The organism is Actinocorallia sp. B10E7, from assembly GCF_039871655.1.
GTDB lineage: Bacteria > Actinomycetota > Actinomycetes > Streptosporangiales > Streptosporangiaceae > Actinocorallia.
Window position 1 is genome coordinate 77,756 of the sequence record NZ_JBDPLZ010000002.1, and the last position, 15,236, is coordinate 92,991.

Genomic DNA, 15,236 nt, shown 5'->3' on the forward strand with positions numbered 1-15,236 from the left:
GTTTCAGGCGCCTGCCGCCGGAGCCTCCGTACCGGGGCTCCGGCGGCGTCAGCCGTGGTGGATGGGGCCTTCGGCGCCGGTGAGAGCGGCGCCGGTGCCCGACCAGCGGGCGGCGATGATCTCGGCGGCGATGCTGACGGCGGTCTCCTCCGGGGTGCGGGCGCCCAGATCGAGGCCGATGGGAGAGCGGAGACGGGCCAGCTCGGCGGGGCCCAGCCCGGCTTCGCGCAGGCGTGACAGCCGGTCCTCGTGGGTGCGGCGGGAGCCCATCGCGCCGACGTACGCGACGGGGAGGCGCAGGGCCGTCTCCAGGACGGGAACGTCGAACTTCGGGTCGTGGGTCAGGACGCACAACACGGTGCGCCCGTCCACACGGCCCGCGTCGGCCTCGGCCTTCAGGTAGCGGTGGGGCCAGTCGACGACGACCTCGTCGGCGTCCGGGAAACGGCGCCGGGTGGCGAAGACGGGACGCGCGTCGCACACCGTCACGTGGAAGCCCAGAAAAGAACCGGTGCGGGCCAGAGCCGCCGCGAAATCGATGGCGCCGAAGACGACCATGCGGGGTTTGGGCGCGTACGAGGCCACGGCCAGTGTCAGCTCGTCGCCCCGGCGTTCGCCGTCACGGCCGTAGCGGAGGGTGCCGGTGGTGCCGGAGGCGAGCATTCCCCGGACGTCGTCGGTGACGGCCTCGTCCAGCCGCTCCGAGCCGAAGGAACCGGACGTGCGGTCGCCGAAGACGACCATGCGGCGGCCGAACCTCTCGGTGTCCGCCGGATCCACGCATGTCACGACGGCCACCGGTACTCCCGTGCGGATCGCCTCGGCGACCTCCCCGAGTTCCGGGAACGTCTCGGGAGTCACCCGCTCGACGTAGACGTGGATCGTCCCTCCGCAGGTCAGCCCGACCGCGAACGCGTCATCGTCACTGACTCCGTACCGCTCCAGCGTGGGGATGAAGGAGGCGTCGGAAGCGGCCTCTACGGCCAGTTCGTAAACGGCGCCTTCGACGCACCCGCCGGACACGCTCCCCAACGCCTCGCCCGAAGACGAGACGAGCATGGACGCCCCCGCCGGGCGGGGAGCCGACCTCCATGTCTCCACCACGGTCGCCAGCCCCACGGCACGTCCCCGCGACCACTGCTCGAACAGTTCGTCCAGCACGTCACGCATCGGGCACGTCCAGGTCCCGCCCGTCCGCAACGTCCTCGCACGCCACCAGTTCGGGCTTCCGGGACCTGAGGTAAGGACGCGCCCCCACGTCCCCTACGGCGAGTTCGGCGACTCCGTCCCAGTGGGCCCGTCCGAGCAGCACCGGATGCCCTCGCTCCCCGTGGTACGTGGCCACCCGCAGTGAGGAGGCGTCCGCCCCCGCGCTCATCCGCCGTACCGCCTCGGCCGTCACCCCGGGCGTGTCCACCAGCAGCACCACCACCGCGTCTCCTTCCGCTTCCGCGAGCCCCGTCCGCAGCGACGACCCCATCCCGCTCGCCCACTCCGGGTTGACCACCACCCGCGTCCCCGGCAGCTCCGGCACGCTCTGCGCTCCGGCCCCCAGCACGACCACGACGGGCGAGCAGCCGCCTTCCCGCAACGTCCGCACGCCGTGCTCCACGAGCAGTTCCCCGGGATTTCCGGGCGTCGGCACGAGCGCCTTGGGCATCCCGTACCGTCGGCCGCCTCCAGCGGCCAGCAGCAGCCCGCAGACGCCGGGGGAGCCGGTCACGAGGACTCTTGGAGGCTCGTCCAGCGGTCGGCCAGAGTCGCGCGGGCCTTGGGCTTCAGGGAGCCGTAGAGGCGGAAGCGGGCCATCCCGCCGTCCGGATAGATGTCCAGGCGGACGGCCTTGACGGGCTTGTCGGCGGTGACGCGGAAACGGTGCCGGGTGTCGGGCCTCAGAGGGGTCGGGGGAAGGAGTTCCCGCCCGTCGGAGGCGGTGACGCGGGCCCGGCCGGGGCAGTTGCCCTTGAAATGGGAGGTGTCCAGCTCGACGATCTGGGGGAGCCCGGGGGCCGCGAGTCCGATCTCGACCCAGTCGTTGCCGGAGTCGCGGCGCCGCCGCGTCTCCCAGCCCTCGCCCATGGTGGTGGCCAGGCCGGGGAGGAGGAGGTTGGCGGGGGAGCCGTAGAAGCGGTCGCTGCAGTCGGTGACGGTGCCGCCGAGCTCGGCGGCGGCCAGGTCGAAGACGCCGGGCAGGAGCCCGGGATCGACGACGGGCTCACCGTGGACGCGCAGGCGGGCCACCCCGCCGTCCGGATAGATGGACAGACGGACGTGCGTCACGAGACGGCGCGCGGCGGCCTCGAAGAAGTTCCGGGTGTCGCCTTGCAGCGCCGAACGGGGGACCAAGGAGAACCACTCGGCCTTCTCCAACTCGTCCACCGAGGGGTAGCCGGGCAGGAAACAGCCCTCCACGGAGCCTTCGGGCGGGTAGTTGCCCTTGAAGTACGCGGTGTCTATGACCACCCCGTGCACCAGGCCGGAGGCACCCAGCCGGACGAGGGCGTGGTCGTGGCCGGGTTCACGGCGTCGGCGGGTCTCCCAGCCGTCGTAGACCTGCCCCTTGTTGCCGAACGTGGCGGCGCTGTAGGTGGGCTCATGAGGGTTGATCAGGTTCTCGCGTTCGGCGAAGAACTCGTCATTGGCGTACATGACGGTGCCGCCGAGGGAACGGGAGGCCAGGTCGAACAGGTCGGTGAACATCACTTCGCCTCCCGGCGGAGCAGTCGGCCGGTGGGCGTGACGCCGTCCACCGGCTCGCCGCGCAGCCACGTCTGGTGGACGACGCCTTGCAGGGTCCGTCCGTGGTAAGGGGTGACCGGGTTGCGGTGGTGCAGACGGGACGCGTCCACGGTGAACGTCTCGTCGGGGGCGAAGACGACGAGGTCGGCGTCCGCTCCCACCTCGATCCTGCCCTTGTGCGGCAGCCCTACGAGGTCGGCGGGCGCCTTGCTCATCCAGTGGACGACGTCCTCCAGCGGGATGCCGCGGCGGTGCGCCTCCGTCCAGACGGCCGGCAGCCCGAGCTGGACGGACGCGATACCGCCCCAGGCGGTGGCGAAGTCACCCGCCTTGAGGTCCGCGGTGCAGGGCGAGTGGTCGGACACGACGCAGGTGATGACGCCGTCCGCCAACGCCTGCCACAAGGCGTCCTGGTGCTGCCCTCCACGGATCGGAGGGCAGCACTTGTACTCGGTGGCCAGCGAAGGGACGTCCTCGGCCCGCAGCGTCAGGTAGTGAGGGCAGGTCTCGGCCGTGATCCGCACCCCGTCACGCTGTGCCGCGGCCAGCGAAGGCAGCGCGTCGGCCGCCGCCAGATGCAGGATGTGCGCCCGAGCGCCGGTCCTGCGCGCCAGTTCGATGACGGTCTCCACGGCCCGCGCCTCCGCCTCGGGCGGCCGTGACGCCACGAAGTCGGGATACAGGGGAGAGGACTCCGCGACCAGGGCGGGGTCTTCGGCGTGCACGATGAACAGCGCGTCCACCGTACGCATGGCCGCATCGAGCCCGGCCGCGTCCAACGGCGGGAACTCCGGAACCCCGGAGTCGATCAGGAAGCTCTTGAACCCGAACACCCCGGCCTCGTGCAGCCCGGGTAGGCAAGAGGCGTTCCCCGGGACGGCACCGCCCCAGAAACCCACGTCCACATGGCACTGCCCGGCGGCGGCCTTCCGCTTGGCCTCCAGCGCCGCGACGTCGACGGTCGGCGGGATGGAGTTCAACGGCATGTCGACGAGCGTCGTCACACCCCCGGAGGCGGCCGCGCGGGTGGCGCTGGCGAACCCCTCCCATTCGGTCCGGCCGGGCTCGTTCACGTGCACATGGCTGTCCACGAGCCCCGGCAGGAGGGCCAGAGCCCCCAGGTCCACGCCGTCCGTCTCGTACGGCAGGACCGCCGTGATCCGCCCGTCGTGGAACTCCACCGCTGCCGGGCGCACCTCGTCGGGCAGGAACACCCGACGTGACCGCAGTACCGTCACAACCCCTCCAGCCGGGAGACGTCCAAACCGAGCGAAGACTCCTCCAACGCTCCGCACTCCAGCCCGCGCCGCAGGAACCCGGCCAGCGCGCGGGCCGTCGCGGGCTCGTCCAGGAACCCGCTGTCCGTCCGGTCCAGGTACGCCCGCAGCCGCGTCGCCGCCAGGGACGCGCCCTCCCGGTAGAAGGCGTACGTGGCGGCGAACCGGGTCGGCAACTGCGCCGGATGCAAGTCCCATCCCTGGTAGAAACCCCGCTCTAGCGACCGCCGGACGAGCCGTAGGTGCAGCGCCCAGGCCTCGTGCACGTGGTCGCCGACGGGCAGGACGTTGGTCGAGCCGTCACTCAGCCGCACGCCCGTCCCCGCCGCCGCGACCTGCATGACGGCCTTCGCGTGGTCGGCCACCGGGTGGTCCATCGCCTGGTGGGCGGCGGCGATCCCGCATGAGGCCGAGTAATCGTACGTCCCGTAGTGCAGCCCGGCGCACCGCCCGTCCGAGGCATGGATCATCCGTGCGACCAGCGCCGTCCCGTCCGGTCCGAGCACCGACTGCGGCGTCTCGATCTGGATCTCGAAACGCAGCGCCCTTCCGGAGGGCTCCAGAGCCTCGCAGAGCGCGACCATCGCCTCCACCTGCGCCACGGCGGTGACCTTCGGCAACGTGACGACGAAGTTCTCCGGCACGTACCCGAGTTCGTCGAGCAGCACGTCCAAAGTGCGCACACCACGCCGGCGCGCATCACGTTCCATGCATTTGATGCGCACGCCCGTGAAAGGCGTGGAACCAGCGGCGATCAGCTTCGCCGCCGCCCGCGCGTGGGCGTCCTCGGTGGCGTCGTCACGCCGTCCGTAACCGTCCTCGAAGTCGATCCGCAGGTCCTCGATCGGCTCGTCACGCAGCTTGGCCCGCACCCGCGCGTCCAGTTCCGGCGCGTAAGGCGCCCCGTGGGCGTCCAAGGCGGCGAGCGCCTCGGCCCCCCACCGTGCGGGAAGGTCCTGCGAGAGGCGGTCCGCCGGGACGTACACCGTGTGCACCGGCTGCCGTCCCGGACGTTCCCCGGGGTAGCGCACCGCCAGTTCGGCGTCGGCCGAAGCCAGCCTCCGGTCCAGTTCGTCGTAGAAGGACGGCCTCAGCACACGGCCTCCGTGATGTGCTCCGGCCGCACCGGAACACGGGTGAGCGCCGCACCCGTGGCCGCCCGGATCGCCGCCACGACCGCCGGAGTGGAGGAGATGTTCGGCGGCTCCCCGATCCCGCGCAGCCCGTAGGGCGCGTGCGGGTCGGCCAGTTCGAGGATGTCGAGCCTCATCGGCGGCATGTCCATGATCGTCGGAAGCAGGTAGTCGGTGAAGGACGGGTTGCGCACCTTCCCGTCCCTGACCTGGATCTCCTCCATCAGGGCCAGCCCCAGCCCCTGGGCGGTACCGCCGTGGATCTGCCCCTCGACGGCGTCGGGGTTGATCGCCTTGCCGACGTCCTGGGCCGTGACGATCTCCACCACCCGCACCAGGCCCAGTTCGAGGTCCACGTCGACGGTCGCCCGGTGCGCCGCGAACGCGTACTGGACGTGCGCGTTCCCCTGCCCCGTCTCGGGGTCGAGCGGGGACGTGGGACGGTGCCGCCACTCGACGGTCTCCTCGACCGCCTCGTCGCCGAGCAGCTCGCCCAGGCTCGTGACGAGGCGGCCGCCGGAGTCCAGCACCTGCCCGTCGGACAGGCGCAGCCCCGGAGCGTCCAGCCGCGCGAACAGCCGTTCCCGGACGGCCTCGCACGCCGCCTTCGTCGCCCCGCCCGTCATGTACGTCTGCCTCGACGCCGACGTGGAACCGGCGCTCCCGACGTTCGTGTCCGCGGGCGCGATCGTCACCTGCGAGACGCCCAGCTCGGTCCGCGCGATCTGCGCGAGCACCGTCACGAGCCCCTGCCCGACCTCGGCCGCCGCCGTGTGGATGAGCACCGCGGGCCGACCGCCGACCAGCTCCAGGCGGACCCGGGCCGTCGAATAGTCGTCGAACCCCTCGGAGAAGGCGACGTTCTTGATCCCGATCCCGTAGCCGACGCCCCGCACGACCCCTTCGCCACGGGTGGTGTTGGCCGTCCCCCCGGGCAGGAAATCCGACTTCGCCGGCGCCGGGGGCTTCTCCTCCACCAGCCGCATGAGCTCGGCCACCGGAGCGGGCCCCTCGACGACCTGACCGGTGGGCATCAGATCCCCGGTCTTCATCGCGTTGCGCACCCGGATCTCCACCGGGCCGACCCCGACGGCCTCGGCGAGCCTGTCCATCTGCGACTCGTAGCCGAAGCACGCCTGCACCGCCCCGAAACCGCGCATGGCCCCGCACGGAGGGTTGTTCGTGTAGACGACCTCGCCGTCCATGACGACGTTCGGCACGTCATAGGGCCCGATCCCGAGTGTCGCGGCGTTGGCGACGACCGCCCCGGAGCTGGACGCGTACGCGCCGCCGTCCAGCAGGATCCGAGCCTTCACGTAGACGAGGCGCCCGTCCCTGTCGGCCCCGTGCTCGTACCACATGCGCGCCGGGTGCCGGTGGACGTGACCGAAGAACGACTCCTCACGCCCGTAGACCATCTTCACCGGACGCCCCGTACGCAGCGCCAGCAGGCAGGCGTGGATCTGCATCGAGAGGTCCTCCCGCCCGCCGAACGCGCCGCCGACCCCGGCCAGGGTGAAGCGCACCTTCTCCGGCGGCAGCCCCAGCGACGAGGCGACCTGCGACCGGTCGACGTGAAGCCACTGCGTGGCCACATACAGATCGACCCCGCCGTCCTCGGCAGGGATCGCCAACCCGGACTCCGGCCCCAGGAACGCCTGGTCCTGCATCCCCACGTCGTAGACGCCGCTGACCACGACCTCGGCCGTCACGTCCGGGTCGCCTTTGCGGATCGGGACGTGGCGCAGCAGGTTGGGACGCCCCTCGTGCACCCGGGGTGAATCGGCGAGCACGGCCGTCTCCGGATCGACGACGGGAGGCAGGACCTCGTACTCCACCTCGATCAGCGAAGCCGCCCGCGCCGCCACCTCCGGATGGTCGGCCGCCACGACCGCGACCGGCTCCCCCTGGTAGCGGACCTCGTCGAAGGCCAGCACCGGCTGGTCGGCGTGCTCCAGCCCGTACCGCTTGCTCCCCGGCACGTCCTCGTGGGTCAGCGCCGCGAGCACTCCGGGCACCGCCAGCGCGGGCCCCACGTTCACCGAGACGATCCGCGCCCGCGGGTGCGGGCTGCGCAGTGTCGCGCCCCACACCATGTCGTCGGCCCACAGGTCGGAGGAGAACGCGAACTCCCCGGTCACCTTCAGCCGCCCGTCGGGCCTCGGCGGGCTGGCCCCGATCCCGTCCACGGCCGTCGCCGCCAGCCCCAGGTGCGTCGTGGTACTCATCCCAGCCTCCCGATCACGCGGGCCGCTCGCGCAGCCTGCCGCTCACCCTCGTCAGCTCCCGGGCCAGCGCGGTCTCGTCGGCGGTGAGCAGGCGCCCTTCCCGGACCACCGGGTTCCCGCCGACGAGCAGCGCCTCCAGCGGCGCGGGCGGCCCGAACACCAGAGCGGCGACGGGGTCGGCGATGCCGGCGTGCCCGATCCCGTCGAGCCGCCACAGCGCGACGTCGCCGAGCTTGCCGGGCTCCAGGGAGCCGAGCTCGTCCTGGCGGCCCAGGCAGCGGGCGCCTCCGGCGGTGCCCAGCTCCAGAGCCTGCCGGGCCGTCATCGCGGCGGGGCCGCCGCGCAGCCGGGCGAAGTACAGTGCCTGCCGCAGCTCCGGCGCGAGCTGGCCGGTCTCCTGGGAGGCCGCGCCGTCGACGCCCAGCCCCACCGGCGCCCCCGCGTCCAGCAGGTCCCGGACGGGCGCGATGCCCGCGCCGAGCCTGGCGTTGGAGCTGGGGCAGTGCGCCACCCCGGTGCCGGTCGCGCCGAGCGCCGCCACGGACTCGCCGTCCAGGTGGACGGTGTGCGCGAACCACACGTCCGGCCCCAGCCAGCCGAGCCGCTCGGCGTACTCGACGGGCGTGCAGGCGAACCGCTCGCGGCAGAACTCCTCCTCCTCGACGGTCTCGGCGAGGTGGGTGTGCAGGCGGACGCCGTAATGGCGGGCCAGGACCGCGGCCTCGCGCATCAGGTCCTCGGTGACGGAGAACGGCGAGCAGGGCGCGACGGCGACCCGCAGCATCGAGCCGAAGGACGGGTCGTGGAAGAGCTCGATCGCCTCGGCCGTCGCGGTCAGCGCGCCCTCGGTGGTCTCGACGATGTTGTCCGGCGGCAGCCCGCCCTGGGACACCCCCAGGTCCATCGACCCCCGGCACGGATGGAAGCGCAGCCCGATCGCCCGGGCCGCGTCCACCTGCGCCCCGAAGACGTCCCCGCCGTCGCGGGGGAAGACGTAGTGGTGGTCGGTGCTCGTCGTGCACCCCGACAGGGCCAGGGCCGCCAGGCCCGCCCCGGTCGTGGCGTGGACGAGGTCCGCGTCGAGCCGCCCCCACGTCGGGTACAGCTCCACCAGCCAGCCGAACAGGTGCTGCTGCTGGGCGTGGCCCCGGGTGGCGTGCTGGTACAGGTGGTGGTGGGTGTTCACCAGGCCGGGCGTGGCCAGGCAGCCCGTCCCGTCGATGACGTTCTCCGGCCGCCGGGGGGCGGGCCCCGGCCCCACCGAGGTGATCAGCCCGTCCTCGACGAGCACGTGCCCCGAGGCGTACTCGCTGCCCGAGGCGTCGACGGTGGCGACGGCGCAGCCTTCGACGAGGACGTTCACCGCTCCTCCCGCGAGGCCGAGGCGAGCCGTACCGCGTCCATGATCTTCTCGTAGCCGGTGCAGCGGCACAGGTTGCCGGCGAGGGCCTCCCGGATCTCCGGGTCCGACGGCGCCGGACTGCGCTCCAGCAGGTCGTGCACCGAGACGACCAGCCCCGGCGTGCAGAACCCGCACTGCACGGCGCCCGCCCGCAGGAACGCCTCCTGGACGGGATCGAGCCCGTCCTCGCCGCCCAGCCCCTCGACCGTCACGACCTCCCGTCCGGCGGCCTGCCCGGCGGCCACCAGGCAGGAGCAGACGGGCGTCCCGTCCAGATAGACCGTGCAGGAGCCGCATTCGCCCTGTTCGCAGGCGTTCTTGCTGCCCGGCAGGCCCAGCCGCTCCCGCAGCAGGTACAGCAGGCTCTCGCCCGCCCAGACGTCGTCGGCGGTCCGGTCCACTCCGTTGATCTTGCAGGTCACCCGCATAGGTCGCTCCAGGCCCAGGTCAGTGTGCGCCGCGCCATGACGGCGAGGGTGTGACGCCGGTAGGACGCGCTGCCGCGGACGTCGTCGATCGGCGAGGCCGCCGCGGCGACCAGCTCCCCGAACCGGCGCGCCACCTCGGGGTCCAGCGCGGCCCGGCTCTCCCACGGCAGCTGTGAGGCCGCGAACTCCTCGGCCTCCGGCGCCCGCAGCGGCGTCGGACCGGCCGAGCCGATCCCCGTCCCCACGGCCTGCCGCGACGGGTGCAGCGCCAGCGCGAACGAGCTGACCGCGATCACCATCGCGTTCCGCGTCCCGATCTTGGAGAACTGCTGGGGGCCCTCGGCGGGCGCGACGCGCACCGCCGCGATCAACTCGTCCTCGGCGAGGACGCTGCGTTTGGGGCCGGTGAAGAACTCCGCCACCGGGACCGTGCGCGTCCCCCGCACGGACGCGAGTTCGACCTCGGCGCCGCAGGCCAGCAGGGGCGGGTGCCCGTCCCCGGCGGGGGAGGCCGAGCCGAGGTTCCCGCCGAGCGTCCCCCGGTTGCGGATCTGCGGCGACCCGACCGTCCGGGCCGCCATCGCCAACCCCGGCAGCCGCCCGCCCAGTTCGTCCATGATCCGGGAGTACGGCAGCCCCGCCCCGATCCGGATCCGCCCGTCCCGCTCCGACCAGGAGGCCGGTTCGGGGATCCGGGTGAGGTCCAGCAGCACCGAAGGCCGGCGCTTGCGGAAGTTCAGCTCCACCATGACGTCCGTGCCGCCCGCGATCGGCGTCGCGTCAGGCCGGTCCGCCTTGACGGCCAGGGCCTCGGCCCAGGTGGCCGGACTCAGGAACTCCATGCCGGGCCCCCCTCCGGGGCGCCGTCCCGGGTCACGGTCCCCTCGATCAGCCCGTAGGGGCGGTCGGCGGCGAAGAACACCTCGTTCGGGTTGTCCAACCCGAACGGCGACAGGTCGACGAGAAAGTGGTGCTTATTGGGCAGCGCCAGCCTGACCTCCGCGACCTCCGGCGCCTTCTCCAGGACCCGCGAGCCCATCGCGAAGAGCGTCTGCTGGAGGGAAAGGCTGTACGTCTCGACGAAACCGCCGATCAACGCGTCGCGGATCACGGCGTACGCGGCGTTCCAGGAGACGTCCAGCGTGGAGAAGCGCCACTTCGCGTCCACGGCCGTCGCGAGGATGCGGTCGTCCGTCTCCGGCAGCGTCGTGTAGGGGTCACGGGGGAAGCCGTGGAATTCCGAACCGGTCGTGTTCATCACGGTCAGGCCGGTGAGGCCGCCCGTCACCCACGCGTCGTCCGGAGTGACCGTCACCTCCGCCGTGCGCACCTCGTCCCCGGCGCGGGAGAAGGAGTGGTCGCCCAGCCTGTTCCAGCCGTACTGCTCGATCCGGATGTTCGCCTTGTGGATGGCGTCCTGTGAGGACACGAAATGCCCGCCCAGCCGCAGCGCGAACTCCTCGATGGAGGGGATCCCGAACTCCCGCGCGAAGGCGTAGACGGTGTTCTTCTGGGAGTCCGTCGGCAGTACGGAGGAGTTGTCGCCCGTCAGGTGGGTGTCCTCCAGATCCCCCGAAAGGGACGTGCTGACGTTGAGGTCGGTCATCTCGTGCCGGTCGCCGTCGCGCACGACCCGGACCAGGCGGCACTCCGCCTTCCCGTAGCGGTTCGGGCCAAGGCTGAACTTCATCAGGACCCCCGATAGGTGGTGTAGCCGTAGTTGCTGAGCAGCAAGGGGATGTGGAAGTGCTCTTCCTCGTCGGCGACGTCGAAGACGATCGTGACCTCGGGGAAGAACGCCGCCGGCACGTCGAACCGCAACCGGTGGCGTCCGGGCCGCGTGGGCCATCCGGAGATCCGCCCGTCGGGGTCCGTCTGCCCGGACGCGGTCGCCTCCCAGCCGTCTTCACCGAGGAACTCCAGCGTCACCGGCACCCCCGGCGAGGGGTGCCCCAGCGTGGTGTCCAGGACGTGTGTGGAAAGACTCACGACTCCACCAGCTTCCGCAGCCTGATCCGTACGATCTTGTCCAGTTCCGTCCGGACGACGGCCCGCTCGGTCTCCTCGTCGTGCTCCAGCCGTGCCCGGGCGGCGGCGAGCATCTCCGCCCCGGACAGGCCGGTCGCGCAGATCAGGAAGACATGTCCGAAGCGCTCCTCGTATGCGAGGTTGGCGGCGGTCAGGGCGTCCCGGTCGGCGTCTTGCGCGCCCGCCTGCTCCTGGCGGGACCAGGCCGCCTCCCGCGAGTCGCCCCCGGCCCGCTCTCCGATCCGCGGATGCGCGGAGAGAGCGGTCAGGACCGCGTCCCAGGAGAGTCCCGCCAGCGCCCGAGAACCCGTCTCCAACAGGGCGGCGGAGTCCGGATAGGGGCGCCCGTACGCCACCTTCCGCGCCCATTCCGGGACGGCGCAGCAGGTCAGCAGCTCCTCCTCGGCCTCGGGGCCGGGCAGCGCGTCGAACCGGGCCATCTCCATGAAGAGAGTCAATCTCCTGAGGTAGCACCACCGAAACGTGCGAAGCACCGAAGTTGAAACACGGCCTGACTACGTTGTTTGGAGGCCACTACAAGCGGCGGGGGAGGGGCGATGAGGCTCAGGGACGTTCTGGAGCATCCCGGAGGGCGGCTTCCCGTCCTGACCGGCGCGAACGCGCTCGACCGCCCGCTGCAGACGACCTTCACCACCGACCTGCTCGACCCGGGCAGGTACCTGTCGGGCGGGGAACTGGTGCTCACCGGCCTGGTGTGGCGGCGAGGCCCCGCCGACTCGGAGGTCTTCGTGGAATGCCTGGCCAAGGCGGGCGTCGCCGCCCTGGGCGCGGGCGAGGGCCTGCTGGGCGGAGTCCCGGACGACCTGGTCGACGCCTGCGAGCGGTACGCGGTCCCGCTGTTCGCGGTGCCCGCCGACACCTCCTTCCGGGAGATCACCGACCGGATCACCTCGGTGCTGTGGACCGAGCGGGAGGCCGGCGCGCTGGCCGCCCGCAGCCGCAGGCGCGGCATGGTCGCGGCGCTGACGGCGGGCGCGAGCCTGGCCTCGATCTGGCCCGCGGGTCGGGCCTGGGTGATCGGCTCCACCGGCGGGGTGCTGGCGGGCGGGCCGCTGCCGGAGGCGCGGAGGCTGGCCGCCGCGTTCCTGGCCGCGGACGGCCCGCCCGGACCGGTCCGCGCGGGCGGGAGGGTGTTCCACCTGGAGGCGCTGCCGGGCGTGCCCCGGCTGGGCGGCAGGTTCGTGGCCGCCGCCACCGCGGAGGCGGCCGACGAGCTGGCCTCCCTGGCCTCCCTCGACCTGGCCAGGCTGGAGAGCGCCCGGCAGGTGGAGCGGCGGCTGGCCGCCCAGCTCGCCGGAGTCCTGGCCGCCGAGGAGCCCCCGCTTCCGGCGATGCGCGCCTGCGGCCTCGACCCGAGGGCCCGGCACGTGGTGCTGGCCGCCTCGCTGCCGTCGGGCTCGGCGGTGCCGCTGCTGGAGGAACTGCTCGGCCGGGCCGCGGCGGAACGGGACGGCTGCGCGGTCGCCGTGGTGCCCGACCGCCCCGACCTGCTGAGCGGCCTGCGCGAGGCCGCGCACCGCCTCGCCGCCGTCACCCGCCTGACCGCCGGGGTCAGCCGGGCCGTCGAGGCGCCGGGGCTGTCCACCGCGTTCACCGAGGCGGGGCACGCGCACGCCTACGCCTTGGACCGACCCGGCCGCTCCCGGGTGGTCGGCTGCGACGAGCTGGCCTCCCACGACCTGCTGCTGGCCGGGGTCCCGGCCGCGGCGCGCCGGGCGTTCGCCGACCGGCTCCTGGAGCCCCTGTCCGCCTACGACGCACGCCACAACTCCGAGCTGCTGCGCACCCTGGAGGCCTTCCTGGCCTGCGACGGCTCCTGGACGCGCTGCGCCGGCGTCATGCACGTCCACGTCAACACGCTGCGCTACCGCGTCAAGCGCATCTCGGAGCTGACCGGCCGGGACCTGGACCGCTTCGAGGACCGCGTCGACTTCCACCTGGCCCTGCGCCTGCGCCGCTGAACCGTCCCGTGAACGCCAGGACGCCCCCGGCGGGACCGGAGGCGTCCTGGTGGAGCCCTTGGGGGGGAAAGCGCTCCCGAATCAGTGTGACGGTCAGCGGCGGACCAGCTTGAAGCGGATGTCCACGATCTCGGTGAAGGTGTCCCACTTGCGCACATCGACGAGACGCAGCGTCTTCTTCTTGGGGTTGCAGACGAACTTGGCGTTCTTGACCACCGGGGTGTCGAAGTGGCCGATCTTGGCGTGCGCGGCGACCTTCCAGCCGCCCCAGGAGGCCTGCTTGGGCTTGACGGTCATCCCGGTGCCGGTCGCGGGGCCGGAGGCCCGCTTGTTGTAGGTGGCGATCCGCCCCTTCACGCCTTTTTTGTCACTGGTGACCTTGGAAGGCAGATACAGGACGCCCGTGAGCTGCTCCCAGGCCTCCATCGGCTTGCCGTCCGCGCCGATCCCCTTGATGGTCTCGCGCTTGGAGCCGGTGAAGTCGTAGACGATGCGCTGGGGCGAGATCTTGAGTTTGATCCCGGCCATGCCCTTGTAGTCGACGTCCTGGAAGTTCCCTCCCTGCGTCTTGCCGGAGATGTTCGCCTTCAGGCCCGTGGTCTTCCACAGGCCGATGTGGCACTTGGCCTTCGGCTTGGCCTCCGCGGGAGCGGCCACCGCCGCCGACACGCCGGCCGCCAGCAACGCGGTCAGGGCCACTCTCACTGTCTTCTGGAACACCTATTACTCCCCGTGGGTCACGTCAGATGCTTCTGCAACTTTGACGGACCCTACTAAGAAGAACGGTCGAATGCGTCGACACCTACCAAAAGAGAACAGGATCCGAAGTTCAGCCGTCGAAGAGCCAGTCCTCGTCCTCGTGCTCCCGGGCCGCGGGCACCGTCACCGGCCGCCTGGCCCGGCGCACCAGGGCGAGCAGCACCATGACCAGGCAGAGCGCCCCCACCACCGCGGTCCCGCCCAGCGGCGACCACACCCGCAGGACGAGCATCGTCTGCGCGGTCAGCAGGAAGAGGCACAGCGACCCGGCCACCCCCACCATGGCGCGGCCCAGCGGGTCGAGCCCCGGCAGCAGCCAGGCGATGCACAGCGCGGGCACCGCGAACATCAGGGGTATCAGCAGCGCGTTCACATCCCACGTCCGATCTTGCTCAGGTTCCGCATGACGAATGACGCCGGGATCCCCGCCACGACCGCCAGCGCCAGCAGTGCCCGGGCGTCCAGGGGGCGGGCGCGCATCGTCCGGCCGATCCAGCGCAGCGCCTGGCCGCGCCTGCCCCGGACGGCCTCGGCGAAGGCGACCTTGCCCGCCCAGTGCGCGTAGCCGCTGCGCGGGAAGTCGTACCGGCCGAGCAGCCACCGCACCGCCTCGGAGATGAGCTGCGCGTTCTCCAGCACCGAGAAGTACGACTCGCGGTGCCAGCGCAGCCCCAGCCCGGGCAGCGGGATCTGCCGGATCGGCGCCCGTGCCGCCGCGCGCAGCAGGAACTCGTAGTCCTCCCCGTAGCTGCCGGGGACCTCCTCGTCGAACAACAGCCCCGCCGAGCGCCGCAGCAGCAGCGCGGACGGGTGCAGCTGGGGCTTGTGACCGCGCAGCAGCTCCTCGCGCGTCACCAGGGGCCGCGGCACGCGCCGGTCGATCTCGTCGATGCCAGGCCCGAAAAGGCGCAGCCCGCAGCAGACGACCTCCGTCTCCGGTTCGGCCTCCAGCACCGCGACCTGCGCGGAGACCTTGCCCTCCAGGAACAGGTCGGTGTCGTCGCAGAAGCCGACCAGCTCGGTGGAGGCGGCCAGCAGCCCGGTGTTGCGGGCCCCGGCCGCGCCGGGTGTGCGCTCGTTGCGCAGCACCTCCACCGGGCGCAGCGGGTCGTGGGAGACCAGGGAGGGGTCCGGCTCGCTGCGGTCGAACACCACGATGCAGCGCAGTTCGCCCGGATAGTCCTGCTCATGGATGGAGGCCAGAGTCTCGCGCAGTAGTTCGGGTCGGTCTCGGGTGGGGATCACTACGCTCACCGAAGG

The 15,236-nt window shown here is 72.3% G+C and carries 15 protein-coding genes and 1 pseudogene; 1 reads left to right on the plus strand and 15 read right to left on the minus strand.

Annotation, left to right across the window (positions count from 1 at the left end; translation table 11 throughout):
* Positions 1–6: 6 nt before the first annotated feature.
* The 12 genes and pseudogenes from ABGB12_RS05450 to uraD form a co-directional block, all read right to left on the minus strand.
* Positions 7–1,170, minus strand: a pseudogene (locus ABGB12_RS05450) (XdhC/CoxI family protein); the annotation flags it as partial.
* The gene (locus ABGB12_RS05455; RefSeq protein WP_347675149.1) at positions 1,163–1,723 is read right to left on the minus strand and encodes a nucleotidyltransferase family protein; all 561 of its coding nucleotides are present in this window, start codon (positions 1,721–1,723) and stop codon (positions 1,163–1,165) included. The pseudogene ABGB12_RS05450 and the gene ABGB12_RS05455, both read right to left, overlap by 8 nt.
* A complete protein-coding gene (gene alc, locus ABGB12_RS05460; RefSeq protein WP_347675150.1) occupies positions 1,720–2,700 on the minus strand; it encodes an allantoicase in 981 nt (326 codons plus the stop codon). The genes ABGB12_RS05455 and alc overlap by 4 nt, the downstream gene beginning before the upstream one ends.
* A complete protein-coding gene (gene allB, locus ABGB12_RS05465) occupies positions 2,700–3,977 on the minus strand; it encodes an allantoinase AllB (protein WP_347675151.1) in 1,278 nt (425 codons plus the stop codon). The genes alc and allB overlap by 1 nt, the downstream gene beginning before the upstream one ends.
* The gene (locus tag ABGB12_RS05470) at positions 3,974–5,113 is read right to left on the minus strand and encodes an aldolase (RefSeq protein ID WP_347675152.1); all 1,140 of its coding nucleotides are present in this window, start codon (positions 5,111–5,113) and stop codon (positions 3,974–3,976) included. Before ABGB12_RS05470 ends, allB begins: the two co-directional genes overlap by 4 nt.
* The gene (gene pucD / locus ABGB12_RS05475) at positions 5,107–7,377 is read right to left on the minus strand and encodes a xanthine dehydrogenase subunit D (protein WP_347675153.1); all 2,271 of its coding nucleotides are present in this window, start codon (positions 7,375–7,377) and stop codon (positions 5,107–5,109) included. Before pucD ends, ABGB12_RS05470 begins: the two co-directional genes overlap by 7 nt.
* 13 nt (positions 7,378–7,390) lie before the next feature.
* Complete coding sequence (locus ABGB12_RS05480) at positions 7,391–8,740, minus strand: 8-oxoguanine deaminase (RefSeq protein ID WP_347675154.1); 1,350 nt, start codon at positions 8,738–8,740, stop codon at positions 7,391–7,393.
* Positions 8,737–9,207: a (2Fe-2S)-binding protein gene (locus ABGB12_RS05485; protein ID WP_347675155.1), complete on the minus strand. Its 471-nt coding sequence runs from the start codon at positions 9,205–9,207 to the stop codon at positions 8,737–8,739. The genes ABGB12_RS05480 and ABGB12_RS05485 overlap by 4 nt, the downstream gene beginning before the upstream one ends.
* Entirely contained in the window at positions 9,198–10,049 is an 852-nt protein-coding gene (locus ABGB12_RS05490) for an FAD binding domain-containing protein (RefSeq protein ID WP_347675156.1), read from the minus strand. Before ABGB12_RS05490 ends, ABGB12_RS05485 begins: the two co-directional genes overlap by 10 nt.
* Complete coding sequence (pucL, locus tag ABGB12_RS05495) at positions 10,037–10,897, minus strand: factor-independent urate hydroxylase (protein ID WP_347675157.1); 861 nt, start codon at positions 10,895–10,897, stop codon at positions 10,037–10,039. The genes ABGB12_RS05490 and pucL overlap by 13 nt, the downstream gene beginning before the upstream one ends.
* Positions 10,897–11,196, minus strand: coding sequence for a hydroxyisourate hydrolase (gene uraH / locus ABGB12_RS05500; RefSeq protein WP_347675158.1), 300 nt, complete (start codon positions 11,194–11,196; stop codon positions 10,897–10,899). Before uraH ends, pucL begins: the two co-directional genes overlap by 1 nt.
* Positions 11,193–11,681: a 2-oxo-4-hydroxy-4-carboxy-5-ureidoimidazoline decarboxylase gene (gene uraD / locus ABGB12_RS05505; protein WP_347675159.1), complete on the minus strand. Its 489-nt coding sequence runs from the start codon at positions 11,679–11,681 to the stop codon at positions 11,193–11,195. The genes uraH and uraD overlap by 4 nt, the downstream gene beginning before the upstream one ends.
* Before the next feature lie 111 nt (positions 11,682–11,792).
* On the opposite strand from uraD, the gene ABGB12_RS05510 reads away from it, so the two are divergent.
* Complete coding sequence (locus ABGB12_RS05510) at positions 11,793–13,217, plus strand: helix-turn-helix domain-containing protein (protein ID WP_347675160.1); 1,425 nt, start codon at positions 11,793–11,795, stop codon at positions 13,215–13,217.
* A gap of 93 nt (positions 13,218–13,310) precedes the next feature.
* Here ABGB12_RS05510 and ABGB12_RS05515 read toward each other — a convergent pair whose 3' ends face one another.
* The 3 genes from ABGB12_RS05515 to ABGB12_RS05525 all read right to left on the minus strand — a co-directional run bounded on the left by ABGB12_RS05515 (position 13,311) and on the right by ABGB12_RS05525 (position 15,230).
* Positions 13,311–13,937 (minus strand): hypothetical protein, encoded by a 627-nt coding sequence (locus ABGB12_RS05515; protein WP_347675161.1) that lies wholly within the window; start codon positions 13,935–13,937, stop codon positions 13,311–13,313.
* A 109-nt stretch (positions 13,938–14,046) separates the two neighbouring features.
* A complete protein-coding gene (locus tag ABGB12_RS05520) occupies positions 14,047–14,349 on the minus strand; it encodes a hypothetical protein (protein ID WP_347675162.1) in 303 nt (100 codons plus the stop codon).
* Positions 14,346–15,230 (minus strand): glycosyltransferase family 2 protein, encoded by an 885-nt coding sequence (locus tag ABGB12_RS05525; RefSeq protein WP_347675163.1) that lies wholly within the window; start codon positions 15,228–15,230, stop codon positions 14,346–14,348. Before ABGB12_RS05525 ends, ABGB12_RS05520 begins: the two co-directional genes overlap by 4 nt.
* Positions 15,231–15,236: the final 6 nt, after the last annotated feature.

What these genes read in the sequence shown, in the direction of transcription:
- alc (WP_347675150.1), bottom strand. Translation starts at nt 2,700, where the DNA reads ATGTTCACCGACCTGTTCGACCTGGCCTCCCGTTCCCTCGGCGGCACC.
- pucD (WP_347675153.1), bottom strand. Translation starts at nt 7,377, where the DNA reads ATGAGTACCACGACGCACCTGGGGCTGGCGGCGACGGCCGTGGACGGG.
- ABGB12_RS05485 (WP_347675155.1), bottom strand. Translation starts at nt 9,207, where the DNA reads ATGCGGGTGACCTGCAAGATCAACGGAGTGGACCGGACCGCCGACGAC.
- ABGB12_RS05490 (WP_347675156.1), bottom strand. Translation starts at nt 10,049, where the DNA reads ATGGAGTTCCTGAGTCCGGCCACCTGGGCCGAGGCCCTGGCCGTCAAG.
- pucL (WP_347675157.1), bottom strand. Translation starts at nt 10,897, where the DNA reads ATGAAGTTCAGCCTTGGCCCGAACCGCTACGGGAAGGCGGAGTGCCGC.
- uraD (WP_347675159.1), bottom strand. Translation starts at nt 11,681, where the DNA reads ATGGAGATGGCCCGGTTCGACGCGCTGCCCGGCCCCGAGGCCGAGGAG.
- ABGB12_RS05510 (WP_347675160.1), top strand. Translation starts at nt 11,793, where the DNA reads ATGAGGCTCAGGGACGTTCTGGAGCATCCCGGAGGGCGGCTTCCCGTC.